We start from the raw sequence: 26,076 nt of genomic DNA, 5'->3' as shown, positions 1-26,076 counted from the left end.
AGTTGCGCATGAGGAAACTTCTACTGGCGGCGCTTGGCGGAACCGCGCTCGGGCTCGTCGTCACGACCCAGGTCGCAGGTCCCCTCGTGGCCCAGGAAGCCGAGCGCAACGCCAGCGTCTATGAACAGCTCGACCTGTTCGGCGACATCTTCGAACGGATCCGCGCCGAATATGTCGAGGAGGTCGAGGAAGGCGAGCTGATCGAGGCCGCGATCAACGGCATGCTGACCTCGCTCGACCCGCATTCGTCGTACCTGTCGCCCGAGGATGCCGCCGACATGCGCACACAGACGCGCGGCGAGTTCGGCGGGCTCGGGATCGAGGTCACGCAGGAGGAGGGAATCGTCAAGGTCGTCTCGCCGATGGACGGCACCCCGGCCGATGCCGCCGGTATCCTCGCGGGCGATTACATCACCGCCGTGGACGGCGAGAGCGTGCTCGGGCTGACGCTCGACGAGGCGGTCGACCTGATGCGCGGGCCGGTCGGCTCCGAGATCATCGTCACCGTGGTGCGCGATGGCGAGGACGAGCCGTTCGACGTGTCGATCATCCGCGACACGATCAAGCTCAACGCCGTGCGCGCGCGCACCGAAGGGCAGACCATCGTGATGCGCGTCACCACCTTCAACGACCAGACCTTCCCCGACCTGAAATCGGGCCTGAAGGAAGAGATCGAGAAGGCCGGCGGGCTCGACAACGTCAACGGCGTGGTGCTCGACCTGCGCAACAACCCCGGCGGGCTGCTCAACCAGGCGATCTACGTCTCCGACGCCTTCCTCGAAGCGGGCGAGATCGTCTCGACCCGGGGCCGCGACGTGGTCCAGTCCGAGCGCAACAACGCCACGCCCGGCGACCTGATCGACGGCAAGCCGATGGTGGTGCTGGTCAATGGCGGTTCGGCCTCGGCCTCGGAGATCGTGGCGGGCGCGCTGCAGGATCACCGCCGCGCCATCGTCGTCGGCACCCAGAGCTTCGGCAAGGGATCGGTCCAGACCGTCATGCCGCTGCGCGGCGACGGCGCGATGCGGCTGACCACGGCGCGGTATTACACCCCCTCGGGCCGCTCGATCCAGGCTCTGGGCATTTCGCCCGACATCATCGTCGAGCAGCCGCGGCCCAAGCCGGTCGACGAGACCGAGGAGGAGACGACACCGCGCGCGCTGCGCTCGGAGGCCGACCTGCGCGGCAGCCTCGACAATGACAGCCTGTCCGAGGACGAGATCCAGCAGCTCGAAGAGGATCGCGAGCGCGCCGAAAAGGCCGCCGAGCTGCGCGAGCAGGACTATCAGCTCGCCTATGCGATCGACATCCTCAAGGGGCTTCAGGCGCTGGGACCGCGGGCGCTGCCCGATCCCGAAAAGCGCGCCGAGGCGGAGGAAACCGCGCAGTGAGGCCCGCATCGATCGCCGCCCTGCCGTTCCGCCCCTGCGTCGGGGTCATGCTGGTCAATGCCGAGGGCAAGGTCTTCGTCGGTCAGCGGATCGACCGCGACCAGGGAGCCTGGCAGATGCCGCAGGGCGGCATCGACCCGGGCGAGGACGTGACCACCGCCGCGCTGCGCGAGCTGGGCGAGGAAACCGGCGTGTCGCCTGACAAGGTGATCATGGTCGCCCAGACCGAGGAGCCGTTGCGCTACGACCTGCCCGCCGACGTGGTGCCGCATATCTGGGGCGGGCGCTATCGCGGCCAGGCCCAGACATGGGTGCTGATGCGGTTCACGGGCGCGGACGCGGATATCAACATCGCCACCGATCACCCGGAGTTCAGCGCCTGGAAATGGATCGAGCCCGCCGGGCTGGTCTCGGCCATCGTGCCATTCAAGCGGCGCGTCTACGAGCAGGTGCTGGAGCAGCTCGGCCCGCTGATCTAGATTTGGCGTTTGGTGGCGCGGCGCCCCGCCGGACGGGGGGCGCCGCCGCCGGGATCAGCGCAGCCGGTTCAGCAGGGCCTCCGATGCAAAGCCGTCCACCGGCAGGCCGTTGGCCTGCTGGTAGCGGCGGATCGCGGCGACGGAATTCGGCCCGATGATGCCGTCGGCGCCGCCGGTGTCATAGCCGAGCGCGGTCAGGCGGCTCTGGATCTCGGCGCGTTCGGCCCGCTTCAATGCCCGGCCCGTGGCCATCTTGGTGCGCAGCGGCCCGGCGCCCGCGATTCGGTCGCCCAGATGTCCCACCCCGATCGCATAGGCATCGGCGGCGTTGTAGCGTTTGATCACGTCGAAGTTGCGGAAGGTCATGAAGGCCGCGCCCTGCGCGCCCTCGGGCACGAGGATCTCGGCGGCGCCGAAATCGCGGATCTGCCCGCCGGCCGCCGCCCGCACGCCGAGCGCCTGCCATTCGGCGGCGCTTTTCTTCGTGCCCCCCGCGAGGCCGAAGTCGAAGCCCGCGGGCAGCACCACCTCGACGCCCCATGGATGGCCCGTGCGCCAGCCGAAATTCGACAGGTATTTCGCCGTGGAGGCGAGCCCGTCGGTCGGATCGTCCGACCAGATGTCGCGCCGTCCGTCGCCGCGGAAATCGGCGGCATAGGCCTCGTAGCTGGTCGGGATGAACTGGGTATGCCCCATCGCGCCGGCCCAGCTGCCGGTCATCTTTTCGGGCGCGACGTCGCCGTTTTGCAGGATCTTGAGCGCCGAGGTGAGCTGCTGCTCGAAGAACCGGCCGCGGCGGCCTTCATAGGCCAGCGTGGCGAGCGCCGAGATCACCGGCACCTCGCCGCGCCGCTTGCCGAAATTGCTCTCCATGCCCCAGACCGCGAGCACGGTCTGACGGTCGACGCCGTAGCGGCCTTCGATCTCCGACAAGAGGCTCGAATACTGTGCCAGCATCGCGCGGCCCGTCTCGACGCGGGTGTCCGAGGCGGCGGTGGAGAGGTATTCGCCCAGGCTCTTGGTGAACTCGGCCTGGTTGCGGTCCTTTTCGATCACGCCGGGGATGTAGCCGGCGCTGGCGAAGGCGCGTTCGAACGTGGCGCCTGAGACGCCCGCCGACAGGGCACGGGCGCGGTAATTGCCGACCCAGTCGGAAAAACCTGCATTGGGTCGGGGTCGCATGTTCTCGTCCATCTGTTCCGCGCGTGCCGGCGGCCGGGGCGAGCTGTCGAGCGGTCCCGAGACCGCCCCGCAGGACGCCAGCGCCGCGAGTGAGACGCCCAGAAAGCCCGCCCGTCCGAATATCGTCAAGTTCCGCACCGCCTGCTCCTTTTGGTTTGTGACAGCCCTACCGCGCCCGGGGGCGTTAGGGCAGCGGGGCAATCGCGCGGGGGGACACGCTGCGGCAAGAATTCGCTCAAATCGGCAGCGGCCCGCCCGCGCGGATCATCTCGGCATGGGCGCGCGCGATCTCGGCATCGCGGCCCGCGCCCAAGAGCGCCATGACCCGGCCATCCTTGACGTAGCGCGCGACGAAGTCGCCGGTGGCCTCGCCATCCATGCGGATCTCGTCCCAGCCCTCGGCATGGCCGAGATAGCGGTATTGCCGCCCCAGGGCGGTCCAGAAGAACGGCACGTCGTCTTCGCCCGGTTCATGGCCCATGATCGCCCGCGCCACCCGCGCGCCATGCTGGCGCGCCACCCGCCAATGTTCGATCCGCACCGGGCCCCACGGCCCCGGCACGCGGGCCACGTCGCCCGCGGCATAGACGCCCGGCATGCCCTCGAGCCCGAGATCGGCGCCGGTGCGCAGGCCGCCATCCTCATCGGGCGACAGCCCCTCGATATCCGTGGCGGGGCGCACGCCGATGGCCAGAAGCGCGAGGTCGGTCTCGATCCGCTCGCCATTGTCGAGCTTTACCGCCGAGACCCGGCCCTCGCCCTCGAAGCCCGCGACCTGCGCGCCGGTGACGAAGCGCACGCCCTTTGCCTCGTGTTCGGCCCGGATCGCGCGGCCGATTTCCTCGCCGACGATCCTGGCAAGCGGCACCTCCTCGCGCAGCGCGACCGTCACCTCCAGCCCACGCTTGGCGAGGCTGAGCGCCGCCTCCATGCCGATGAAGCCGCCACCCACGAGCACGGCGCGCTGCGCCTGCCCGGCGGCCTCGGCCAGCGCCCCGGCCTGCGCGCGGCTGCGCAGGTAGTGCAGCCCGCCGAGATCGGCGCCGGGCAGGTCGAGCCGGTTCGCCGTGCCGCCGGTGGCGATCACCAGCGCGTCATAGGCGTGGGTGGCGCCGGTTGCGGTGCGGATCTCGCCCGCCTGCGCGTCGATTGCCGCGACCCGGCCCTCGACGAAGTCGATGTCGCGCTCGGCCAGCGCCTCGGGGCCGGTGAGGGTCAGCCGGCGCGGCGGGTCGCCGCCGGCGATCATCGCCTTGCTGAGCAGCGTCCGGTCATAGGGGGGCTGCGCTTCGGGCGAGATCATCTCGATCACGCCCTCGAAGCCTTCCTCGCGCAGCGTCAGCGCGCAGGCATCGGCGGCGGCCCCGGCGCCCGCGATCACCACGCGGCGGGCAGTATCATTGCGCCGAACGTGGGCGGGGACAGGGTGGGGGTCGACACCCTCGGGGATGTCCACGAAGGCGTGGCCGTCGCGGATCTCGATATCGTAGCGGCGCAGGTCGCCATGGCCCGGCGGCTGGGTCTGCCTGCCGGTCGAGACATCGAAGCAGGCGTGGTGAAAGGGGCAGATCAGCCGGTCGCCGTCGAGATGACCCTTGGAGAGCGGCAGGCCGAAATGCGGGCAGGCATGGGCCAGCGCCGTGACCTCCGACCCGCGCCGGATCACGAGGATCGCGGTCTCGCCCGCCATGACCTTGAGCGGGCGGTTCTCCTCGAGATCCGCGACCGCGCCGATATCGTGCTGTGCCATGGCGTGCCCTCCGCTGCCTGTGCACTGGGCGAACCAGCGGCAGCAGGGCGGAGTTCCACGCACGGGCCCCGGCGCGGGGGTCAGCGTTTGCGGGTGACCTTGCGCTTTTCCTTTTTGGCTTTCACAGCCGCCTTCTTCTTGGCGACGCCCGCCTTGCGGCGCGGCGGCTTGCCGGGGCGGCGCGAGGGGCCGCGCGGCATGGTCGCGCCGTCGATCTCCACCAGCTCGGCGATCAGCCCGCCGGAGATCGGCGCGGCCTCGACCAATCGGGCGGTGACGCGCTGGCCCAATGCGATGACCCGGCCGCTGTCGGACCCCATCAGGGTCTGGTCCTCGGCGTCGTAGTGAAAGAACTCGGCCCCGAGCGAGCGGATCGGCACCAACGCGTCGGCGCCGGTCTCGTCGAGCTTCACGAAGACGCCGAAGCGGGCGATGCCGCTGATCCGGCCCGGCAGCTCGGCGCCGATCCGGTCGGACATGAAGGCCGCGAGGTAACGGTCGGTGGTGTCGCGCTCGGCCAGCATGGAGCGGCGCTCGGTGTCGGAGATCTGCTTGGCGGTCTCGTCGAGCCGTTCGAGATCGGTGTCCGACAGCCCGTCCTTGCCCCAGCCATGCGCCGAGATCAGGCCGCGATGCACGATCAGGTCGGAGTAGCGCCGGATCGGCGAGGTGAAATGCGCGTAGTCGCGCAGCGCGAGGCCGAAATGGCCGAAATTCTCGGCGTTGTAATAGGCCTGCGTCATCGAGCGCAGCGTGGCGAGGTTGATCAACTCGTCCTGCTCGGTGCCCTGCGCCTGTTCCAGAAGCCGGTTGAGATGCGCGGTCTTGAGCACCTGACCCTTGGCCAGCGTCAGCCCCGATCCCTTGACCACCTCGCGCAGCGCATCGAGCTTGTCGGGGTTGGGCTCCTCGTGCACGCGGAACAGCAGCGGCTGGCGCTTGGCGATCAGCGTTTCGGCGGCGCAGACATTGGCCAGCACCATGAATTCCTCGATCAGCCGATGCGCGTCGAGCCGCTCCTTGAAGGAAATGGACGTCACCTGTCCCATCTCGTTCAGCTCGATCCGCCGTTCGGGCAGGTCCAGCTCCAGCGGCTGGCGCCGCTCGCGCGCCTGCTTGAGCGCGCCGTAGGCGGCCCAGAGCGGGCGCAGCACCGGGTCGAGCATGGTGGCGGCGCGATCGGTCGGATCGCCGTCGATCGCGCTTTGCGCCTCCTCGTAGGACATCGAGGCGGCCGAGCGCATCAGCGCGCGTTCGAAGCGGTGGCCGATCTTCTCGCCGGTCGCGTCGATGCGGATGCGCGCGACGATCACCGCGCGCGGCACGCCTTCGTGCAAAGAGCACAGATCGCCCGACAGCCGGTCGGGCAGCATCGGCACGACCCGGTCGGGGAAATAGGAGGAGTTGCCACGCTTGCGCGCCTCGCGGTCCAGCTCGGAGCCCGGCGTGACGTAATGGGCGACGTCGGCGATCGCGACCCAGAGGATATGGCCGCCCTCGTTGTCGGGCGCGTCGTCGGGCTGGGCCAGCACCGCGTCGTCGTGGTCGCGCGCATCCGAAGGGTCGATGGTGATCAGCGGCAGCTCGCGCAGATCGGTGCGGCCCTTGAGACCCGCGGGCTTCTTGGCGTCGGCCTCGGCGAGCACCTGATCGGGGAAATGGTCCGGGATGCCGTGCTGGTGGATCGCGATGAGCGAGACGGCGCGCGGCGCGGTCGGATCGCCCAGACGCGACATCACGCGGGCTTTCGGCAGGCCCATCCGGCCCTTCGGCCCGGCCTGCTCGGCCTCGACCAGCTCGCCGTCCCTGGCGCCGTGCTCGGCGCCCTCGGGGACGATCCACTGCTTGTCGACGCCCTTGTCGATCGGCACGATCCGCCCGCCTTCGGACGACTTCTTGAAGATGCCCAGGATACGCAGCGGGTTGGTGCCGATCTTGCGGATCAGCCGCGCGGTGTAGTCCTGGTCCTCGCCGGGCGTGGCGGTGAGCTTGGCGAGGATGCGGTCGCCCGCGCCCATCGCCGCATCGCTCTCGCGCGGCAGGATGAGGACTTTCGGCTCTTCGCCGTCGCCATGCCATTCGAGCGGGCGGGCCCAGAGATCGCCATCCGTGTCGGGCGGCAGCACCGACAGCACCGAGACCGGGGGCAGCCGGTCCGGGTCGCGGTAGGTCTTGCGCTTTTTCTGCAGGTGCCCTTCATCCTCGAGCTCGCGCAGCACGCGCTTGAGGTCGATCCGCGCCGCGCCCTTGATGCCGAAGGCACGGGCGATGTCGCGTTTCGCGGTCTGGGTCGGGTTGTCGGAGATCCATTGCAGGATCTCCTCGCGGGAGGGCAATCTGTTCATGGCGTGCAGGTAGCACGCGCATGGGGGGTCGTCACGCGATCACGTGAACCCTCAGCGATCGAGCCGCTTTTCCATGTCGCGATGCGGGATGCCCGCGTCGTCATATTCGGGGCCGTAAGCGGCATAGCCGAGCTTTTCGTAAAAGGGCAGGGCATGGGTCTGGGCCGAGAGGTAGAGCCGGGTGATGCCGGGGCGCGAGCGCAGCGCCGCTTCGGCCTGCCGCATGATCGCGGCACCCAGACCCGTGCCGCGATGGTCACGGAGCACCGCGACGCGGCCGATCTTGCCGGTTTCGCCCCGGATCAGCAGCCGTGCGGTGCCCACGGGCACGCCGTCGCAGGTGGCGATCAGGTGGATTGCCTCGGCGTCGAGCCCGTCCATCTCCTCGGCCTCGGAGACGTTCTGCTCCTCGATGAAGACGGTGCGGCGCAGCGCGTGGCACTGGCTGAGATCGGTGGTCTCGGAGATCTCGTGTTTCACGTGAAGTAGTCCTTCAGGATCCGGGTGTAGACCGATTTCAGCCGGTGGATCTGGTCGATCTTCACCCGCTCGTCGACCTGGTGCATGGTCTGGCCGACAAGGCCGAATTCCACCACCGGGCAATGGTTCTTGACGTAACGCGCATCCGACGTGCCGCCCGTGGTCGACAGCGCGGGCGTGATCCCGGTTTCGGTCTCGACCGCGCGCGCCACCATCGCCGAGAGCGGTCCCGGCGGCGTCAGGAACGCCTCGCCCGAAACCTTCACCTCGATGCCGATCTCGACGCCGAATTCCTCGGTGACCCATTTCGCCTCGGCCCAGAGCCATTCCTCGAGGCTGCGGCCCGTATGCAGGTCGTTGAAGCGGATGTTGAGCGTGGCGCGGGTCTGGCGCGGGATCACGTTGGTCGCCGGGTTGCCGGTGTCCATCGTCACCACCGCCAGCGTCGAGGCGTCGAAATGATCGGTGCCGGTGTCGAGCGCGTGGGAGGAGAGCCGGTCGACCAGCCGCGCCAGGGCCGGGATCGGGTTGTTGGCGCGGTGCGGATAGGCGGCATGGCCCTGTGTGCCGGTGACGGTGACAAAGGCGTTGAGCGAGCCGCGCCGCCCGATCTTGATCATCTCGCCAAAGCGTTCGGGGCAGGTCGGCTCGCCGACGAGGCAGAGGTCCATGCGTTCGCCGGTCTCGTCCATCCAGTCGAGCAGGGCGGCGGTGCCGTCGACGCCGTCGCCCTCCTCGTCGCCGGTGATGGCGAGGATCACGGCCCCTTCGGGCGGCGTGTCCCGCACGAAATCGATGGCGGCGGCGACGAAGGCGGCCACGCCCGATTTCATGTCGCAGGCACCGCGCCCGTAAAGCTGGCCGTCCTTTTCCTCGGCGCCGAAGGGATCGACAGACCAGTCGGCGATATTGCCGACCGGCACCACGTCGGTATGTCCGTTGAAACCAAAGCTCTTCGCCGCGCCCTTCGTCCCCCAGCGGGCGAACAGGTTGGCGATGCCGCCGCGATCGACACGGGTGCAGTCGAAGCCGGCCTGCTCCAGCATCCCTTGCAGCAGCACCAGCGCGCCGCCTTCCTCGGGGGTGACCGAGGCGCAGCGGATCAGCCGGGCGGTCAGGTCGGCGGGGTCGGTGGTCTGTGGCATCCGGTCACTCCTTCGGTTGACGAAGGGGTAGCGCGGCGGCGAAGCGGTTTCAATCGCCCCGGGGCGCACGGGCGCCGCCCTAGTGCACCGTGTCCGAGCCGCCCTTGGCGTTCTCGAAGAACGGCGTCATCTGCGCCACGATCACCGAGTTCTCGTCGCGGGCGCGATCCATCAGCGCGCGCTCCTCGGCGTCGATGTCGTGGCCTTCGGCCAGCCGTTCTTCGAGCGTGCCGTAGCCGGTCACGTCGAGCGGCGCGAGATCGGCCTGCTTGAGAATGGCGACGGTCTCGCGCACCGCCTCGGCCTCATCGACGCCCGAGGCATAGCACATCAGCGCGGCGCCGGTGGCCGCCTCGGGAAGCCCGTCGCCCGACTTGCGGCCGACCTCGACCAGCAGGGTGTAGACCTGCTGCACCCGCTTGGGCTTGTCCTGCTTTTCGGCCATCCGCGCCTCCATCATGCGATCGGGACGCAGGTGGCATCGCGGGGCCGGATGCGCAAGACCCCGCGCCTTGCGGCGCGGGGTCTCGTTTCGTCTTAGGGCGGGCCGGGCCGCGGCCTAGTGTTTGCCGCGAATCAACCGCGCCACGAAGATCAGCAGGCAGGCGCCGATCACCGCCACCACGAGCTGTCCGATCCAGCCGCCCAGTGTCGAGCCGGTGATCGCCACGAGGATCCAGTTGGCGACCAACGCGCCGACGATCCCGAGGATGATGTTCATCAAGAGGCCCATGTCGGCCTTCATGACCTTTTCCGCGATCCACCCGGCCAGCCCGCCGAGAATGATGCTCATGAACCAGCCAATACCCGTCATGTCGTTTCACTCCGTACCAAGCGCCCCCGTCGCGGGGGCTGTTGCGGCGGCAACGACCTGCTTGCGGAATCGTTCCCGCCCGACCGTCCTGACATGGCGATCGCGTCGATCCTGCATCGGCGCGGGGTCATCCGACCACCTCGATCGTCGCCGCGATGCCGTAGACCGCCAGCATGGCGACGCTTTCAAAGCCGATCCGGGCCGGGCCCTGGCGTTGCCGGGCGATCAGCCCGGCCAGCAGGATGCCGGTCATCAACAGGCCGGTGCCGAGCCAGTAGAGATCGGTCGTGCCGACCGCGTGGTAGAGCGAGCCTTCGCGCAGGCTCACATCCGAAGCGACGAGGAACAGCGTGTCGAAGGTGTTGCCGCCGATGATGCCACCCACGGCGAGCTGCAGCGCGCCGCGCCGCACCGCGACGATGGTGGTGACGAATTCGGGCAGGGAGGTGACGACGGCGGTGATGAGCGAGCCGACGAGGCTCGACCGCAGGCCGAAGCGTTCGATGAAGGCACCGCCCACTTGGCTGATCACGAAGCCGCCCAGCCCCATGATCGCCACGAGCGCCGCGAAGCGCAGCGCCGGTCCCATGGCCGAGCGGCCCGCCTCGGCTTCGTCTTCGGGCGCGTCGGTGCGGGTCTCGGCGGTCATCACCGGCCGCCACATCGGCTCTTCGGAGACGTGGGCCGACACGCGTACCCCGTAGAGATAGGCGAGGAACAGCACCACGGAGACGGGGTGCACGCCGAGATAGGTGATGTCGGGCCCGGCGATGGCGCACAGCGGCAGGCTGAGCAGGATCATCAGCATCACCGCCTGGAACAGGTTGGCGGGTTCGGCGGCGGCGTGTTCGAGGTTGGCGCGGCGGTAGATCAGGTCGGCGATGGCCAGAAACAGGGTCTGCGCCGCGATGCCGCCCACCGCGTTGGAGAAGGCGAAGGAGGCGTCGCCGTCGAGCGCGGCGTTGACCGAGACCACCACGCCGGCGAGCGAGGTCGCGCCGCCGAGGATGATGCCGCCCGCCATCGCCTCGCCCATCCGGGTGCGGTCGGCGATGACGTCGGCCAGATGGGTGGCGCGGATCGAGGAAAAGATCACCGCCGCGCCGGCGAAGGCGAAGACGAGCAGGAGAAGCGGGAGTGACAGGTTCGCGATCATGCCGGCCCAAGGCGCGCGGCGGGCCGGGGGTTCCGTTCGCATGAAAGCAGAAAGGGGCGCCGAAGCGCCCCCTTGCCGGTCTTTCGCGGTGCCGCGCGATCAGTCGCGCAAGAGCTCGTTGATGCCGGTCTTGGAGCGGGTCTGCGCGTCGACCTTCTTGACGATCACGGCGCAGTAGAGGTTCACGCCGCCCTTCGAGGGCAGCGAGCCCGAGACCACGACCGAGTAGGGCGGGATCTCGCCATAGCTCACTTCGCCGGTCTCGCGGTCGAAGATCTTGGTGGACTTGCCGATATAGACGCCCATGCCGAGCACCGAGCCTTCGCGCACGATGCAGCCCTCGACCACCTCGGAGCGGGCGCCGATGAAGCAGTTGTCCTCGATGATGGTCGGGTCGGCCTGCAGCGGCTCGAGCACGCCGCCGATGCCGACGCCGCCCGACAGGTGCACGTTCTTGCCGATCTGCGCGCAGGAGCCGACGGTGGCCCAGGTGTCGACCATGGTGCCGCTGTCGACATAGGCCCCGAGGTTCACGAAGGACGGCATCAGCACCACGCCCGGCGCGATGTAGGCCGATTTGCGCACCACCGCGTTCGGCACGGCGCGAAAGCCCGCGTCGCGCCAGCGGTTTTCGCCCCAGCCGGCGAACTTGCTGTCGACCTTGTCCCACCAGCCGCCGCCCTGCGGGCCGCCCGGCTGCATTTCCATGTCGCGGATGCGAAAGCCCAGGAGCACCGCCTTCTTGGCCCACTGGTTCACGGTCCAGTCGCCATCCGCGCCCTTTTCGGCCACGCGCAGCGCGCCCGAATCGAGCGCGTTCAGCGTATCCTCGATCGCCTCGCGGGTTTCGCCGCCGGTCTGGGGGGTGATCGTGTCGCGCGCCTCCCAGGCGGCCTCGATCGCGGTTTCGAGCTGGGCGGTGTTCGTGTCGGCCATGGGGCGGGCTCCGGTTTGTTATGCGGCTCGCCTGCGGCTATAGACCGGATGCGGCAATCGGCGCAACGCGCCCACCTCGAAGGGGACGGCATGACCAAGGACAGACGACAGCTGCTGCGCGACAGCCAGGAAGACCAGCGCACGGCCGGGCAGGTGCCCCAGACGCCGCAGACGACATCGCCCTCCTACCGGCTCGCCTTCACGGATTCGGAGTTTCTGCTGCGCGACGAGCTGCGCCCGGTGCGCTGGCAGCTCGAACTGCTCAAGCCCGAGCTGTTGATGAACGAGGCGGGGGTGAACTCGACCGTGGTGCTGTTCGGCGGCGCGCGCATCCCCGAGCCCGCCAAGAAGGACACGGCGCGGACCCAGACCCTCGCCGATCTGTCGGCCTTCTACGAAGAGGCGCGGCTGTTCGCGCAGCGCGTGACCGAATGGTCGCTCGAAGAGGGTGGCACCGACCACGTGATCGTCACCGGCGGCGGCCCGGGCGTGATGGAGGCGGGCAACCGCGGCGCCGAGGAGGCGGGCGGCCGGTCGATCGGGCTCAACATCGTGCTGCCGCACGAGCAGGCGCCGAACCCCTATGTGACGCCGGAGCTGGCGTTCAATTTCCACTACTTCGCGATCCGCAAGATGCATTTCCTGATGCGCGCCGAGGCGGTCTGCGTGTTTCCGGGCGGCTTCGGCACGCTCGACGAGCTGTTCGAGACGCTGACGCTGATCCAGACGGGCCGGATGCGGCGGGTGCCGTTTTTGCTGTTCGGGCGCGCCTTCTGGGAACGCATCGTCAACTGGGACGCGCTGGCCGAGGCGGGCACCATCGCCGACGAAGACCTGCAGTTGTTCAAGTTCGTCGAAACCGCCGACGAGGCGATCGAGGCGATGCGCAGCTGGAGCCATGCGGATGAGCGTCGAGAGCATATTCCCGGCCGCAAGGAGTGACCTTCGCCGCCGCGGGCGGGGGCAAGGCCGGGATTTGCGTATTTGGAGAATGGTGAAAGGGGCGGCGCGCGCCTTCGGTCTTGATGCGCGCGCCTTGCCGTTCACCATTCCATAAATACGCATGGCGCGCCGCAGGCCCCGCGCGCCGCGCTCAGGCCTTCGAGAGCTCCGAATCGCCCTTGAGCACCTCGTCGCCATCCTCCTGCTCGATCAGGTAGGCGGGGTCGTCCTCGCTGGCGTTGCGGGTGATCTCCGACCCGTTGATCTTCCTGATGATCTTTTGGGTGTAGACCTTGGTGATCTTGCCGGTACCGGTGCCGTTGCCCCAGTTCCATTTCACCTTGTCGCCTTCCGAATAGCTCATGGCCGTGCCTTCCTGTGATGGATGCACGGCCAACAGCCCGCCTGCGCGCCCGGTTCCCGCGTCAGGCGGTCGCGCGGCGGGGCTGTGCCTGGGGCGCGCGGGCCTGCTGCGCCGCTTGCGCCAGCATCCGCAGCTCGGCCTGGTTGCGGCCGATGCGCATGCGCAGCGCCTCCGGCAACGCCTCGGCCGATTTGCCCTGTGCCTGCGCCGCCAGCTCGCGGGTCTGCGCCATCAGCGCGGTGGCCCGCATTTCGCGGTTGGCCTTGGAGCGGGCGGGCACGAGGAACATCGGCGTCAGCGTCTTCAGCTCGGGCTTCTCGGCGATCAGCGCGTCATAGCCGGGCTGGTCGCTGATCGCGGTGATCTCGTGGTGAAAGCCGACCTGTCCGGGCACCAGCACATAGGCCTGCAGGTTGCGGCTGGCGTTGCGCAGCCGCAGCACCGAATGCTCGACATGCATCTTCAGCGTGAAGGAGGCGACCGGCTTGAGCGGGTCGAACTCCTTGGGCAGGGTCTTTTGCGGCATGCCCAGAAGCCGCGCCATCGCTTTCAGCACATCGAGCGAGGAGCGCACGTCGAGCGCCTTGAGAAACCGCTCGCCCGAGGTTTTCGACGCGCTTTCGTTCTTGGCATGGGTGTCGCCCTTGGCCACGTAGAACGAAATGCCGTTGGCGAGCGGGACCGCGCCGGTCTGGGTCATCGGGCCGGTGGGCTTGCCCTCCTGCGCCGCCGCGTCCCACGTGTAGACGTCGCGCCAGACCGCCTTGACGATCACCGGGTCGGTGAGGATGGCCTCGCGCAGGGCCCCCTCCACCGCCGTCACCTCGAACTCGATCCCGTTGAGCTTGATCTTCACCGCTCTTCTCCCCCGAATGGCGCCCGGTTGATCCGGCGCCTTATCCCTGAACCTCGGCCGCGATCTGGGCGCGGCTCTTGCGCGACCGCTCGGTCGCGGATTTCAGCTGGCCGCAGGCGGCCATGATGTCCTCGCCGCGCGGCGTGCGGATCGGGCTGGCATAGCCCGCCTTGTAGATGATGTCGGCAAAGGCGCGGATCCGGTTGTTCGACGACCGCTCATAGGGCGAGCCGGGCCATTCGTTGAACGGGATCAGGTTGATCTTCGCCGGGATGCCCTCGATCAGCTTGACCAGACGATGCGCGTCCTCGTCGCTGTCGTTCACGTCCTTGAGCATCACGTATTCGAACGTGATCCGCTCGGAGTTCGACAGGCGCGGATAGGCCTTGAGCGCCTCCAGAAGCGTCTCGATGTTCCATTTCTTGTTGATCGGCACCAGCTTGTCGCGCACCGCGTCGGTGGTGGCGTGGAAGCTGACGGCCAGCATGCAGCCGATCTCTTCGGCGGTGCGCGCGATCTCGGGCACCACGCCGGAGGTCGACAGCGTGATCCGGCGGCGCGACAGGGCGATGCCCTCGCCATCCATGGCGATCTTCATCGCATCGCGCACGCCCTCGAAGTTGTAGAGCGGCTCGCCCATGCCCATCAGCACGATGTTCGACAAAAGCCGGCGCTCTTCCTTGGGAACGCCCGGCCGCGGCCATTCGGCGAGGTCGTCGCGCACCAGCATCACCTGTCCGATGATCTCGCCCGGCGTCAGGTTGCGCACCAGTTTCTGGGTGCCGGTATGGCAGAACGAACAGGTCAGCGTGCAGCCCACCTGGGAAGAGATGCACAGCGTGCCGCGCTCATCCTCGGGGATGTAGACGGTTTCGACCTCGTGGCCGCCGGCGATCCGCACGAGGTATTTGCGCGTGCCGTCGGTCGAGACCTGCTTGGAGACGATCTCGGGCAGGCCGATGGTGAAGTTCGCGGCCAGCAATTCGCGGTAGGGCTTGGCGAGATTGGTCATCTCGTCGAAGCTGCGCACGCCCCAATGGTAGATCCACTGCCAGATCTGGTTCACCCGCATCTTCGCCTGCTTTTCCGGCGTGCCGGCGGCGATCAGCGCGTCGCGCATCGCCTCGCGGCGCATGCCGACGAGGTTGGGCAGACCTTCCGGCGCCTTGCGCGGGATGGTCATCATGTCTTGCGTGATCGGGGACGTCGGGGCGACGGGGGCGGTCATGGGTGTACCTCGGGGCCGGGGGTGCCCGGCTCATATGGGAAAGCGGGCCCGGTCATCAAGGACAACCGGCCCCGCCTTCGGTTTAACATGCCACGCCCGCGGGCGCGGATCTCAGCTGGTGCAGCGGCTCGATGCCTCGTCCACCGCGGCGGTGAAGCCCAGCAGCGAGAAGGTGTCCTTGGTCTGGGTGCCGCGTCCCGACATGCCGGTCACGACCGCCTCGGCGCCGCGCTTCATCGCGGCGACGATCTTGGCGTCGTCCTGCGGCGTCGCGGGCCAGGCCCAGTCGCCTTCGGTGAACAGCTGGAAATCATTGCCGCCGACCTCGAGCGTCACGGTCGAGCCCGACGCGAAGGGATAGCCACCGGTGAAGGTCACCTGGCCGTTCACGCCCTGCGCCGGGCGGTAGAACACGAACAGCAGCGTTTCGCCGCGGTTCACGGTCACCGGCTTGCCGTCCTTGGTGTTGAGCTGGCTCTTGGGGGCCGAGACGCCGAAGCATTCGACCGGATCGGTTTCCTGAAACACGCTCCAGTCGGTTTCGGCGGCGACGCGGTTCGACGCCTCCTGCGCGGCGGCGCTCGTGGCGGCGGCGGCGATCATCGCGCTCGCCGACAGGGTCCCGATCGCGCGGAAAAGTCGTGACATCATGTAGCAGCCTCCAGCTGTCTGGCCTCTTGGATGCCCCCGGCGCCTTTTCGACTGGAAGGGGCGGGTTCAACTCGATGATCGGAGGCTTATCAAGAACTGTGCCCCATGGGAAAGCCCCGCGCGGTCACATGTCTGCGCGGATTCCCGCCCAAAGCCGGGGCGAATCGCGCGAAACCGGAACCGTGGCCTCGCTGCAACGGCGCCGCCGCGAGGCCGTTCCGCCGCGTGGGGCAAGGCCGCGCGCAGGGTCCGCGCGCACGGGCCGCGCGCCCGCCTTCATGCGCGTGGATTCCGCCCGGCGGGGCCAGGGCTCACATTTCGAGGGCTTCGCAGACCTCGACGCTGCCGCCATCGGCGACCATCGGGCAATCCTTGGCCATGGCGATCGCCGCGTCGATGTCGGGCGCGGTGACCAGGGTGTAGCCATAGACGGGATTGGCACCACCGTCATGGGTCACGCCGCTCTGGCTCACGGTATGCGATTTGCCCGCGGGCGCGCCCTCGTCGACGATGTGGGAACGGATGCCGTCCATCCAGCCCTGCCAGCGGGCCATCGCCTCGCGGCCCGCTTCCTCGCTCTCGGGCGGGCTCATCCCGTTGCCGTGGTAGATATACATGAAACGTTTGTCGGCCATGTCGGTCTCCCGCAGGTGACGGGGCCTGTTCGCCCCGCCGCCAGTTTCGGGCCGCCGGTCGATTCGTGCAAGATCAAATGGCGAACATTTCCTTGCGGTAGCCTTGGATGTAGAGCAGCGCCGTCAGGTCGCCGTGGTTCACCCGCACCTCGCATTGTTCGGCCACCACCGGCTTGGCGTGCAGCGCCACGCCGGTGCCCGCAAGGCCGAGCATGCCCAGATCGTTGGCCCCGTCGCCCACCGCGATGACGTCCGCGGGCGTGACCCCGAGCCGGGTGGTGATCTCGTGCAGCGCCTGTATCTTGGCCTCGCGCCCGAGGATCGGGCGGGCGACCTCGCCGGTGAGCCTGCCGCCCGAGGCGAGGAGCGTGTTGGCGCGGTGCTCGTCGAAGCCCAGCGCCGCGGCCACCTTTTCGGTGAAGGCGGTGAAGCCGCCCGAGACCAGCGCCGCGTGGCCGCCATTGGCCTTCATCGTGGCGATCAGGGCGCGCCCGCCGGGCATGTGGGTGATCCGGCTTTCGAGCACGCGGGCGATGACGCCTTCGTCGAGATCCTTGAGCAAGCCCACCCGCTCGACCAGCGCGCCTTCGAAATCGAGCTCGCCGTTCATCGCCCGCGCGGTGATCTCGGCCACGCGCTCGCCGACGCCGGCTTCGGCGGCCAGCTCGTCGATGCATTCCTGCTCGATCATGGTGCTGTCCATGTCGGCGAGCAGCATCTTCTTGCGCCGTCCTTCGGTCTTCTGAACCACGAGGTCGACGCCGCCTTGCTGCAGCTCGGCCCAGACATCCCAGCGATTGGAGGGAATCTCGGGCATGCCGAATTCCACCGCTTCGCCGGGCGCGAGCCAGTCGAGCGCGCTGCCGCCCCATGCGCCGCGCAGCGCCTCGGCGAGAGCGGGGTCGATCGGGGTGCCGGGGGCGGAGAGCAGGAGCGCTGTGAACATGGGCAGAAGTTTCCGATAGTGGCGCGGGCGGGGCCGCTTGCGACGTTTCGCGCTGCCTTAGCGGCAATTTCGATGTTGTGAAAGCACTGGGCAGGGCGTATCTGCATCCGCGGGACACCCCTCCCCAACGAGGGGCGCTTATCTGCAAGGATACCAGCAATGGCAAACACGACTCCGGACCTGCGTCCGGCGAACCCGCGTTTTTTCCTCCGGCCCCTGTGCCAAACCCCCCCATTGGAGTCTCGACAAGCTCGCCGACGCACCGCTCGGCCGCTCGCACCGCGCCGCCGTGGGCAAGGGCAAGCTGGCCGCCGCGATCGACCAGACGCGCGAGATCCTCGGCGTGCCCGCCGATTACCGCATCGGCATCGTGCCCGCCTCGGACACCGGCGCCGTCGAGATGGCGATGTGGTCGATGCTCGGCGCCCGCCCGGCCACCATGGTCGCGTGGGAAAGCTTTGGCGCGGGCTGGGTCACGGATGTCGTGAAGCAGCTGAAGATCGAGGCCGAGGTGAAGACCGCCGAGTATGGCCGGATCGTCGACATGGCGTCTCTCGACTATGACACCGACGTCGTGTTCACCTGGAACGGCACCACCTCGGGCGTGCGCGTTCCCAATGGCGACGCGATCCCGGCCGACCGCGCGGGCCTCACCATCTGCGACGCCACCTCGGCCGCCTTCGCGCAGGAGCTGCCCTGGGACAAGCTCGACGTCACCACCTTCTCCTGGCAGAAGGTGATGGGCGGCGAGGCGGCGCATGGCATGCTGATCCTGTCCCCCCGCGCCGTCGAGCGGTTGGAGAGCTACACCCCCGCATGGCCGCTGCCGAAGATCTTCCGCATGACCAAGGGCGGCAAGCTGATCGAGGGCATCTTCAAGGGTGAGACGATCAACACGCCGTCGATGCTCTGCGTCGAGGATTACCTCGTGGCGCTCGACTGGGCGCGCGAGGTCGGCGGGCTGGAGGGGCTGAAGGCCCGCGCCGATGCCAACGCGCAGGCGATCTGGGATTTCTGCGACGGCCGCGACTGGATCGCCAACCTCGCCGAGGATGACGCGACGCGCTCGAACACCAGCGTCTGCCTGAAGTTCACCGATGACCGCATCGCGGACGGCGCGGCGTTCGCCAAGGCCGTGGCCAAGCGGCTTGAGAAGGAAGGCGTGGCGCTCGACATCGGCGCCTATCGTGACGCGCCCGCGGGCCTGCGCATCTGGTGCGGCGCCACGGTGGAGACGAGCGATATCGAGGCGCTGCTGCCCTGGCTCGACTGGGCCTTCCACGCCGAGATCGCGGCGCAGGCCGAAGCCGCCTGAGACCCTGACCTTCACGGGGCGCGCGCTGCGCCCCGCATCCCCCCATTCCCCGGACGCGATGCGTCCGACCGCCACAGGAGCATCCAAATGCCCAAGGTTCTGATTTCCGACGCCCTTTCCGACGCCGCCGTGCAGATCTTCCGCGATCGCGGCATCGAGGTCGATTTCCAGCCGAAGCTCGGCAAGGACAAGGAAAAGCTGGCCGAGATCATCGGCGACTATGACGGCCTCGCCATCCGCTCGGCCACCAAGGCGACCGAGAAGCTGATCGAGAAGGCCACCAACCTGAAGGTCATCGGCCGCGCCGGGATCGGCGTCGACAATGTCGACATCCCGGCGGCGTCGAAGAAGGGCATCATCGTGATGAACACGCCCTTCGGCAACTCGATCACCACCGCCGAGCACGCCATTTCCATGCTGATGGCCGTCGCGCGCCAGATCCCCGAGGCCAACGCCTCGACCCATGCGGGCAAGTGGGAAAAATCGCGCTTCATGGGCGTCGAGGTCACCGGCAAGACGCTCGGCGTGATCGGCGCGGGCAATATCGGCTCGATCGTGATCGACCGCGCGCATGGGCTGAAGATGAAGGTCGTGGCCTACGACCCCTTCCTCTCGGAAGAGCGCGCCACCGAGATCGGCGTCGAGAAGGTCGAGCTGGACGCGCTGCTGGGCCGCGCGGACTTCATCACCATGCACGTGCCGCTGACCGACCAGACGAAGAACATCCTGTCCAAGGAGAACATCGCCAAGCTCAAGCCGAACGTGCGCATCGTCAACTGCGCCCGCGGCGGGCTGGTGGACGAGGCGGCTCTGGCCGAGGCGATCACCGAAGGCCGCGTCGCCGGTGCGGCGTTCGACGTCTTCGCCGAGGAGCCCGCGACCGAATCGCCGCTGTTCAACCTGCCCAACGTCGTCGTCACGCCGCACTTGGGCGCCGCGACCTCCGAGGCGCAGGAAAACGTGGCGCTGCAGGTGGCCGAGCAGATGTCGGACTACCTGCTGACCGGCGCCGTGACCAACGCCATCAACATGCCCTCGATCACCGCCGAGGAGGCGAAGATCATGGGGCCGTGGATCGGCCTGTCGGGTCACTTGGGCAACTTCATCGGCCAGATGACCGACGAGCCGATCAAGGCGATCAACATCCTCTATGACGGCGTCGTCTCGGAGATGAACCTCGCGGCGCTGAACTCGGCGCTGGTGGCGGGCATCATGCGCAAGGTGAACCCGGACGTGAACATGGTCTCCGCCCCGGTGATCGCGAAAGAGCGCGGCATCCAGATCTCGACCACCAAGCAGGACCAGTCGGGCACCTTCGAAGGCTACGTCAAGGTCACGGTCGTCACCGAAAAGCGCGAGCGTTCGGTCGCGGGCACGGTGTTCTCGGATGGCAAGCCGCGCTTCATCCAGATCAAGGGCATCAACATCGACGCCGAGATCGGCCGCCACATGGTCTATACCACCAACCGCGACGTGCCGGGCATCATCGGGGTGCTGGGCACGATCATGGGCGAGAACGGCGTCAACATCGCCAACTTCACGCTGGGCCGCAACGACCGCGCGGGCGAGGCGATCGCCATCCTTTACGCCGACGAGGCGGTGGAAGAGCCGACTCTGCAGAAGCTGCGCGACACCGGCAAGTTCCAGCAGGTCAAGGCGCTGACCTTCGACGTCGAGGAGTAAATCCGCCGCGAGGCATGGGGCAGGGGCCGCGGCGCAGCACGCCGCGGCCCCTTCGTCGTTCCAAGCCCCGATGCGCCGCCATGCGTATTTGCGGAATGGTGAAATGACATGGCGCGCCTCCCTTTTCACCATTCTCCAAATACGCAAATCCGACCTTCGGCCCCCGCGCGCCGCTTCCCGCTCCGGCGCAGCCCCTGTAGAGAGGCCCGCATGAGCATCCGTTTCGACACCATCGCCGCCTTTCTCGACCACGGCTTCGACGACGTGATCGACGTGCGCAGCCCCGCCGAGTTCGCCGAGGACCACGTGCCCGGGGCGATCAACCTGCCCGTGCTGTCGAATGCCGAGCGGGCCGAGGTCGGCACGATCTACAAACAGGTCTCGCCCTTCGACGCGCGCAAGATCGGCGCCGCGATCGTGTCGCGCAACGCCGCCGATCACATCGCCGGTCCGCTCGCGGACCGCGAATACCGCTGGCGGCCGCTGGTCTATTGCTGGCGCGGCGGGCAGCGGTCGAACTCCTTCGCCTCGATCCTGACCCAGATCGGCTGGCGCGCCGAGGTGGTGACGGGCGGCTACCAGTCGTGGCGCCGGCTGGTGCATGACGCGCTTTACGTCGCAGAGCTGCCGCACCGGCTGGTGTTGCTCGACGGCTTTACCGGCACCGCCAAGACCGCGCTCTTGCCGCGCGTGGAGGCGCGGGGCGGGCAGGTGCTCGATCTCGAGGGGCTGGCCCATCACCGCGGATCGCTCCTGGGCGGCGACCCCGAGGAGCAACCCGCGCAGAAGGGCTTCGAGAGCCGGCTCGCCGAGCGCCTCGCCAGGCTCGACCCCGAGCGCCCGGTGCTGGTCGAGGCCGAAAGCTCCAAGATCGGGCGCATCACCCTGCCACCGGCGCTCTGGGCCGTGATGACGCAGGCCCCGCGTATCGAGATCACCGCGCCGATCGGGGCGCGGGCCGAATTTCTCGCCCGCCAATACGAGGATGTCAGCGCCGATCCGGCCCGGCTGTCGCGGCTGCTCGACCAGTTGCGCGCGCATCGCGGGCACGAGGTGGTCGATGGCTGGCAGGCGCTTTTGGCGCAGCGGCGCATGGTGGAGCTGTCCGCCGCGCTGATGGCCGAGCATTACGACCCGGCCTATGCCCGGTCGCGCGCCGCCCATGATCCGCAATTCGCGGCCAGCGTGGCGGCGGCGACGCTCGACGCGGCGGGGCTCGATCGCGCCGCCGACGAGATCGCGGCGGCGATGCGCGCCATTTGACGCAGGCGCGGGCGCGGCTTACCTCGGTTCTGTAGAGCTGAGGAGACCGCCATGCGCCCCGCCAACGAGGCATTGATCGTCATCGACATGCAGAACGACTTCTGCCCCGGCGGCGCGCTGGCGGTGGCCGAGGGCGATGCCATCGTTCCCGGCATCAACGCGGTCATGGACGAATTTCGCGCCGTGATCCTCACGCAGGACTGGCACCCCGCGGACCATTCGTCCTTTGCCAGCCAGCACGCGAATGCCGCGCCGATGTCGATGACCGAAATGCCCTATGGGCCGCAGGTGCTCTGGCCCGATCATTGCGTGCAGGGCAGCCAAGGCGCGGCGTTTCACCCAGACCTACGCACGGATGCCGACCTGATCATCCGCAAAGGGTTTCGCCGCGGGATCGACAGCTACTCGGCCTTTTTCGAGAACGACCGCGAAACCCCCACCGGGCTGCACGGCTACTTGTCCGAGCGCGGCATCACCGCGATCACGCTTGCAGGGCTCGCCACCGATTTCTGCGTGAACTACTCGGCTCTCGACGGCGCGAAGCTCGGCTACGAGGTCACGGTGATCGAGAAGCTTTCGCGCGGGATCGACCTCGACGGCAGCCTTGAGGATGCGCGCCAGTCGATGCGCGTCGCCGGCGTGAGGCTCGCCTGATGGACATCGCCACCCGCGTCTGGAACCACAAGTGGAAGATCGACCCGATCGTCCGTTCGCTGATCGACACCGATTTCTACAAGCTGCTGATGTGCCAGTCGGTGTTCCGCAACCGGCGCGACACGCAGGTCACCTTCAGCCTGATCAACCGCACGAAATCCGTCCGCCTCGCCGAGCTGATCGACGAAGGCGAGCTGCGCGAGCAACTCGACCATATCCGCTCGCTCTCGCTCACCCGCGGCGAAAGCACCTGGATGCGCGGCAACACCTTCTATGGCAAGCGGCAGATGTTCCGGCCCGATTTCATGGATTGGTTCGAGAATCTCCGCCTGCCGCCCTACCATCTCGAAAAGCGCGACGGGCAATACGAGCTGACCTTCGAAGGCAGCTGGCCCGAGGTGATGCTGTGGGAGATCCCGGCGCTCGCGGTGCTGATGGAGCTGCGCTCGCGCGCCGTGCTCAACGACATGGGCCGGTTCGAGCTTCAGGTGCTCTATGCCCGCGCCATGACCCGCACATGGGAAAAGGTCGAGCGGCTGCGCGGCACGCCGGGGCTGCGCATCGCCGATTTCGGCACGCGGCGGCGGCATAGCTTCCTGTGGCAGGACTGGTGCGTGCAGGCGATGCTGGAGGGGCTGGGCGGCAGCTTTGCCGGGACGTCGAACTGCCTGATCGCCAAGAACCGCGACCTGGAGGCGATCGGCACCAACGCGCATGAGCTGCCCATGGTCTATGCCGCACTTGCCGAGGATGACGAAAGCCTCGCCCGCGCGCCCTATGACGTGCTGGCCGACTGGCATGACGAGCACGAAGGCAACCTGCGGATCATCCTGCCCGACACCTATGGCACCGAAGGCTTTCTCAATCGCGCGCCCGACTGGCTGGCGGGCTGGACCGGCATCCGCATCGACAGCGGCGACCCGGCGACCGGGGCCGAAACCGCGATCCGCTGGTGGCAGGAACGCGGCGAGGATCCGCGCGAGAAACTGGTGATCTTTTCCGACGGGCTCGACGCCGAAAAGATCCTCGACCTGCATGCGCGGTTTTCGGGCCGGGTCAAGGTGAGCTTTGGCTGGGGCACGATGCTGACCAATGATTTCAAGGGTCTGGCGGGCGATGCGCTCGCGCCCTTCAGCCTCGTCTGCAAGGCCGTCGCCGCCGAGGGGCGGCCGACCGTGAAGCTGTCGGACAACCCCGAAAAGGCGATGGGCCCGGCGTCCGAGATCGCCCGCTACAAGCGCGTCTTCGGGGTCGGCCCGCAGGACGCCATTCCCGTCACCGTCTGAGGTATTCCCATGTCGCTTCCGCTTTTCGTCCAGATCCGCTGCAAACCCGGCACTACCTACAAGGTGGCCGACGCCATCGCGCTGAAGGAGATCCATTCCGAGCTGTATTCGACCTCCGGCGCCTTCGATCTCATGGTGAAGATCTACGTGCCCGAGGGCGAGGATATCGGCATGTATCTCAACGAGCACCTGATGGGCATCGAGGGGATCGAGCGGACGCTGACGACGCAGACGTTCCGGGTGTTCTGACCGGTCCGGCCACGCGCAAGGCAGGCCGCCATGCGCCGGGCGGCCTGCCCGATTTCGAAACCGGCGCGGCGAAGCGTTCGACCCGATCGCAGCGCATGGGCAGCATCATCACAAGGGCGTGACCCTGCGTCATCCACGGGCCTTCCGGCCTAGCTCAGTTCGAAACGTCATTCGAAAGGAGCCAGCCATGGCAGCCACCGACCACGCGGGGATGCGCCTCAGGGACCGCCCGGAATTCACCAGCAAGAAACGCCCCCTGACCCGTACCCGGGATGTCATGGTGTCCGATGCAGTGGCCGAGATGACCGAAAAGGGCTTTGGCTCGGTCGTCATCGTCGATGGCGACGAGAAGGTCATCGGCATCGTCACCGAGCGCGACCTGATGCGCAAGCTGATCAACAAGGGGCTCGACCCAAAGACCACGCCGCTGGGCGACATCATGACCACCGAGCTGCGCCTGGCCAACGAGAATGACGAGGTGCTCAACTGGCTGCGGATCATGTCGAACGAACGGTTCCGCCGCCTGCCGGTCGTCGACAGCGAAGGCCGCCTGAAGGCCGTGTTCAGCCAGGGCGATTTCGTCTCCTACACCTGGCCCGACCTGATCTATCAGGCCAAGAACCTCGCCCGCGCGCATGTCAGCCAGAACTACGGCATCTGGATGATCGGCGGCGGCATCATGCTCTACACGATCCTGATGATCCTGCTGGTCAGCAATCTCTAGGGATCGCGGCGCAGCGCCTTCACCTCGCCGCGCTGCTTCTTCGCCTCCAGCCGCCGCCTGACGCTGCCCTTGGTCGGCTTGGTCGGAATTCGCCGCTTGGGGACCTCGATTGCGCGGCGCACCAGCTCGGCCAGCCGCTCGCGGGCGATCTCGCGGTTGCGGGGCTGGTGGCGGGTGTCCTGCACGAAGATCAGCACCGCGCCGTCATTGGTCCAGCGGCGGCCCGCCAGCCTTCTCAGCCGCCGTTTTACCGGATCGGGGAGGTTGGGCGAGCGCTCCGCCTCGAAGCGCAGCTCCACGGCCGTGCTCACCTTGTTGACGTTCTGCCCGCCGGGGCCGGAGGCGCGGGTGAACTGCTCGGTCAGCTCCCAATCCTCGATGGTGATGCGGTCGTCGATCCTCAGCATGGTCCCTCTCCCGGAGCGTCGCGCCACAGATAGCGCGGGCGCGCGCGACATACAAAAAGGGCCGTTCCCGGCGATGGGGAACGACCCTTCGAAGATCAGGAGGTGGGCCGGTTAGACCGTGGTCCACCTGGGGTCACATGCGGCCAAGGGCTGCCTCAGCCACGCACTCCCCAAGCTGTCCCGACACATTTCTCCAATACCCTTCTCGACACTGGATCACCTCCTTTCGCTATGTTTCGCCTGATCCAAAGCTGGCATGGAAGGCGGCTTCGTCAAACAGAAATTTATATGACATTACGTGGGGGAAGCCGAACTGTGGTCAATCCTCCGCAGTCGCGACGGTCGTCATTCGTCCAGTGCGTATTCCACGAACTCCGTGGTCTGGAAAAAGCGGAAATTGTCATCCGAAAGCATGGTGAGCCGGATCCGGCCCGCATCGTCGCGCCAGACCGAGAGGCCTTCGAGGTTGTCATGCACCCCGACGCCGGTCTCCAGAAGCACGGTTTCGCCGCTGCCGTCGGGCGCGAAACGCCGCACCCGGCTGCGAAAGCCGATGCCCACGAAATCGCGCTCCAGCAGGTAGAAATTGCCGTCCGGTCCGAAATCCGCCCCGGTGACGAGAAAGCTGTCGCGCCGCGGGATCGTGAAGGGGATCGACCAGTCCCCGTCCTGCCAGCGATAGACCGGGAAGGGCCGGTCGATGCGGCCCGAACGCTCCGGGATGGTATAGAGCGCGCCCGCCGTGTCGATCGCCAGCGCCTCCAGCGCGCTGTTGAGCTGCATCCGCTCGAACGCCTTGGGTCGCGACAGCACCTCGGGGCCGTTCGGCCCGGTTTCGGACCGCACCCGCGCGCGCGCCTCGAACGAGATCCAGCGCCGCCCGTCGGCGCCGATCGCGAGCCCTTCGCTGTCGGCCAGATGCCCGGTCATGATCCCCTCGCGCCCCGAACGCAGCGGCTCGGAGCGCAGGATCTCGACCCCGGTGATCCGGCCTTGGGCGTCGCGGCTGAAGCGCCCGTCGACGATCCGGGCCCGGTCGCTGATCGCGACAAAGCCGGTGCCGTCGGTCTCGATCGCGGAAAATCCGCCGGAGCCATGCGCGCTTTCGGACCAGACATGGCTGCCGATATAGGCGGCAGGCTGCTGGGACGGCGCCCCGCCAAGAAGCAGGGCCGCCAGGACCATCGCTTTCATC

At 67.9% G+C, this 26,076-nt stretch carries 26 protein-coding genes and 1 pseudogene; 10 read left to right on the top strand and 17 right to left on the bottom strand.

Going from position 1 to position 26,076, the window contains the following annotated elements:
- The first annotated feature begins 8 nt into the window (after window positions 1-8).
- Entirely contained in the window at window positions 9-1,391 is a 1,383-nt protein-coding gene (locus LOKHON_RS03075; RefSeq protein ID WP_017927871.1) for a S41 family peptidase, read from the top strand.
- The gene (locus LOKHON_RS03070) at window positions 1,388-1,870 is read left to right on the top strand and encodes an RNA pyrophosphohydrolase (protein WP_017927872.1); all 483 of its coding nucleotides are present in this window, start codon (window positions 1,388-1,390) and stop codon (window positions 1,868-1,870) included. The genes LOKHON_RS03075 and LOKHON_RS03070 overlap by 4 nt, the downstream gene beginning before the upstream one ends.
- A gap of 54 nt (window positions 1,871-1,924) precedes the next feature.
- On the opposite strand, the gene LOKHON_RS03065 is transcribed toward LOKHON_RS03070, so the two are convergent.
- The 9 genes from LOKHON_RS03065 to dapD all read right to left on the bottom strand — a co-directional run bounded on the left by LOKHON_RS03065 (window position 1,925) and on the right by dapD (window position 11,678).
- A complete protein-coding gene (locus LOKHON_RS03065) occupies window positions 1,925-3,190 on the bottom strand; it encodes a lytic murein transglycosylase (protein WP_017927873.1) in 1,266 nt (421 codons plus the stop codon).
- A 97-nt stretch (window positions 3,191-3,287) separates the two neighbouring features.
- Complete coding sequence (locus LOKHON_RS03060; protein ID WP_017927874.1) at window positions 3,288-4,802, bottom strand: FAD-dependent oxidoreductase; 1,515 nt, start codon at window positions 4,800-4,802, stop codon at window positions 3,288-3,290.
- Window positions 4,803-4,882: 80 nt separating this feature from the next.
- On the bottom strand, window positions 4,883-7,147 hold the full coding sequence (gene rnr, locus LOKHON_RS03055) for a ribonuclease R (protein WP_026147403.1): 2,265 nt from the start codon (window positions 7,145-7,147) through the stop codon (window positions 4,883-4,885).
- A gap of 51 nt (window positions 7,148-7,198) precedes the next feature.
- Entirely contained in the window at window positions 7,199-7,627 is a 429-nt protein-coding gene (locus LOKHON_RS03050) for a GNAT family N-acetyltransferase (RefSeq protein ID WP_017927876.1), read from the bottom strand.
- Window positions 7,624-8,772: a succinyl-diaminopimelate desuccinylase gene (gene dapE, locus LOKHON_RS03045; protein ID WP_017927877.1), complete on the bottom strand. Its 1,149-nt coding sequence runs from the start codon at window positions 8,770-8,772 to the stop codon at window positions 7,624-7,626. The genes LOKHON_RS03050 and dapE overlap by 4 nt, the downstream gene beginning before the upstream one ends.
- A gap of 79 nt (window positions 8,773-8,851) precedes the next feature.
- Window positions 8,852-9,217, bottom strand: a complete 366-nt coding sequence (locus LOKHON_RS03040) for a hypothetical protein (RefSeq protein ID WP_017927878.1) — start codon at window positions 9,215-9,217, stop codon at window positions 8,852-8,854.
- Window positions 9,218-9,331: 114 nt separating this feature from the next.
- Window positions 9,332-9,586 carry a GlsB/YeaQ/YmgE family stress response membrane protein gene (locus LOKHON_RS03035; protein WP_026147404.1) on the bottom strand — a complete coding sequence of 85 codons (255 nt, stop codon included), beginning with the start codon at window positions 9,584-9,586 and terminating at the stop codon, window positions 9,332-9,334.
- A 127-nt stretch (window positions 9,587-9,713) separates the two neighbouring features.
- On the bottom strand, window positions 9,714-10,742 hold the full coding sequence (locus LOKHON_RS03030) for a sodium:calcium antiporter (RefSeq protein WP_017927880.1): 1,029 nt from the start codon (window positions 10,740-10,742) through the stop codon (window positions 9,714-9,716).
- 99 nt (window positions 10,743-10,841) lie between these two features.
- Window positions 10,842-11,678 (bottom strand): 2,3,4,5-tetrahydropyridine-2,6-dicarboxylate N-succinyltransferase, encoded by an 837-nt coding sequence (gene dapD / locus LOKHON_RS03025; protein WP_017927881.1) that lies wholly within the window; start codon window positions 11,676-11,678, stop codon window positions 10,842-10,844.
- A gap of 90 nt (window positions 11,679-11,768) precedes the next feature.
- Between dapD and LOKHON_RS03020 the strand changes: the two genes are divergently transcribed.
- The gene (locus LOKHON_RS03020) at window positions 11,769-12,620 is read left to right on the top strand and encodes an LOG family protein (protein WP_017927882.1); all 852 of its coding nucleotides are present in this window, start codon (window positions 11,769-11,771) and stop codon (window positions 12,618-12,620) included.
- Window positions 12,621-12,771: 151 nt separating this feature from the next.
- On the opposite strand, the gene LOKHON_RS03015 is transcribed toward LOKHON_RS03020, so the two are convergent.
- From LOKHON_RS03015 to serB, 6 genes are all read right to left on the bottom strand, one after another.
- Window positions 12,772-12,984, bottom strand: a complete 213-nt coding sequence (locus tag LOKHON_RS03015; RefSeq protein ID WP_017927883.1) for a hypervirulence associated TUDOR domain-containing protein — start codon at window positions 12,982-12,984, stop codon at window positions 12,772-12,774.
- 61 nt (window positions 12,985-13,045) lie between these two features.
- Window positions 13,046-13,840 (bottom strand): hypothetical protein, encoded by a 795-nt coding sequence (locus LOKHON_RS03010; protein ID WP_017927884.1) that lies wholly within the window; start codon window positions 13,838-13,840, stop codon window positions 13,046-13,048.
- A 40-nt stretch (window positions 13,841-13,880) separates the two neighbouring features.
- Window positions 13,881-15,068, bottom strand: a complete 1,188-nt coding sequence (gene rlmN, locus LOKHON_RS03005) for a dual-specificity RNA methyltransferase RlmN (RefSeq protein WP_033315441.1) — start codon at window positions 15,066-15,068, stop codon at window positions 13,881-13,883.
- 111 nt (window positions 15,069-15,179) lie between these two features.
- Complete coding sequence (locus LOKHON_RS03000; RefSeq protein ID WP_017927886.1) at window positions 15,180-15,719, bottom strand: invasion associated locus B family protein; 540 nt, start codon at window positions 15,717-15,719, stop codon at window positions 15,180-15,182.
- Between the two features lie 311 nt (window positions 15,720-16,030).
- Window positions 16,031-16,354, bottom strand: a complete 324-nt coding sequence (locus tag LOKHON_RS02995) for a YciI family protein (RefSeq protein WP_017927887.1) — start codon at window positions 16,352-16,354, stop codon at window positions 16,031-16,033.
- Between the two features lie 73 nt (window positions 16,355-16,427).
- Window positions 16,428-17,300, bottom strand: a complete 873-nt coding sequence (gene serB, locus LOKHON_RS02990) for a phosphoserine phosphatase SerB (RefSeq protein WP_017927888.1) — start codon at window positions 17,298-17,300, stop codon at window positions 16,428-16,430.
- Between the two features lie 159 nt (window positions 17,301-17,459).
- Between serB and LOKHON_RS02985 the strand changes: the two are divergent.
- The 7 genes and pseudogenes from LOKHON_RS02985 (at window position 17,460) to LOKHON_RS02955 (ending at window position 24,474) form a co-directional block, all read left to right on the top strand.
- Window positions 17,460-18,615 (top strand): annotated as a pseudogene (locus LOKHON_RS02985) (phosphoserine transaminase).
- Window positions 18,616-18,702: 87 nt separating this feature from the next.
- Complete coding sequence (serA, locus tag LOKHON_RS02980; RefSeq protein WP_017927890.1) at window positions 18,703-20,298, top strand: phosphoglycerate dehydrogenase; 1,596 nt, start codon at window positions 18,703-18,705, stop codon at window positions 20,296-20,298.
- A gap of 210 nt (window positions 20,299-20,508) precedes the next feature.
- Window positions 20,509-21,561, top strand: a complete 1,053-nt coding sequence (gene mnmH, locus LOKHON_RS02975) for a tRNA 2-selenouridine(34) synthase MnmH (protein ID WP_017927891.1) — start codon at window positions 20,509-20,511, stop codon at window positions 21,559-21,561.
- A 51-nt stretch (window positions 21,562-21,612) separates the two neighbouring features.
- A complete protein-coding gene (gene pncA, locus LOKHON_RS02970) occupies window positions 21,613-22,215 on the top strand; it encodes a bifunctional nicotinamidase/pyrazinamidase (protein WP_017927892.1) in 603 nt (200 codons plus the stop codon).
- Window positions 22,215-23,501 (top strand): nicotinate phosphoribosyltransferase, encoded by a 1,287-nt coding sequence (pncB, locus tag LOKHON_RS02965; protein ID WP_017927893.1) that lies wholly within the window; start codon window positions 22,215-22,217, stop codon window positions 23,499-23,501. The genes pncA and pncB overlap by 1 nt, the downstream gene beginning before the upstream one ends.
- A 9-nt stretch (window positions 23,502-23,510) precedes the next feature.
- Window positions 23,511-23,750 (top strand): Lrp/AsnC ligand binding domain-containing protein, encoded by a 240-nt coding sequence (locus LOKHON_RS02960; protein ID WP_017927894.1) that lies wholly within the window; start codon window positions 23,511-23,513, stop codon window positions 23,748-23,750.
- A 187-nt stretch (window positions 23,751-23,937) separates the two neighbouring features.
- Window positions 23,938-24,474 (top strand): CBS domain-containing protein, encoded by a 537-nt coding sequence (locus LOKHON_RS02955; RefSeq protein WP_017927895.1) that lies wholly within the window; start codon window positions 23,938-23,940, stop codon window positions 24,472-24,474.
- On the opposite strand, the gene arfB is transcribed toward LOKHON_RS02955, so the two are convergent.
- Together arfB and LOKHON_RS02945 are read right to left on the bottom strand one after the other, a co-directional pair.
- Window positions 24,471-24,881, bottom strand: coding sequence for an alternative ribosome rescue aminoacyl-tRNA hydrolase ArfB (arfB, locus tag LOKHON_RS02950; RefSeq protein ID WP_017927896.1), 411 nt, complete (start codon window positions 24,879-24,881; stop codon window positions 24,471-24,473). The two genes, LOKHON_RS02955 and arfB, sit on opposite strands and share 4 nt — an antisense overlap.
- A gap of 345 nt (window positions 24,882-25,226) precedes the next feature.
- Window positions 25,227-26,075 carry an esterase-like activity of phytase family protein gene (locus LOKHON_RS02945; RefSeq protein WP_110549202.1) on the bottom strand — a complete coding sequence of 283 codons (849 nt, stop codon included), beginning with the start codon at window positions 26,073-26,075 and terminating at the stop codon, window positions 25,227-25,229.
- Window position 26,076 lies beyond the last annotated feature (1 nt).

The organism is Limimaricola hongkongensis DSM 17492, from assembly GCF_000600975.2.
GTDB lineage: Bacteria > Pseudomonadota > Alphaproteobacteria > Rhodobacterales > Rhodobacteraceae > Limimaricola > Limimaricola hongkongensis.
Note: the sequence above shows the minus strand (reverse complement) of the source record. Positions and strands in the feature narration are given on the sequence as shown.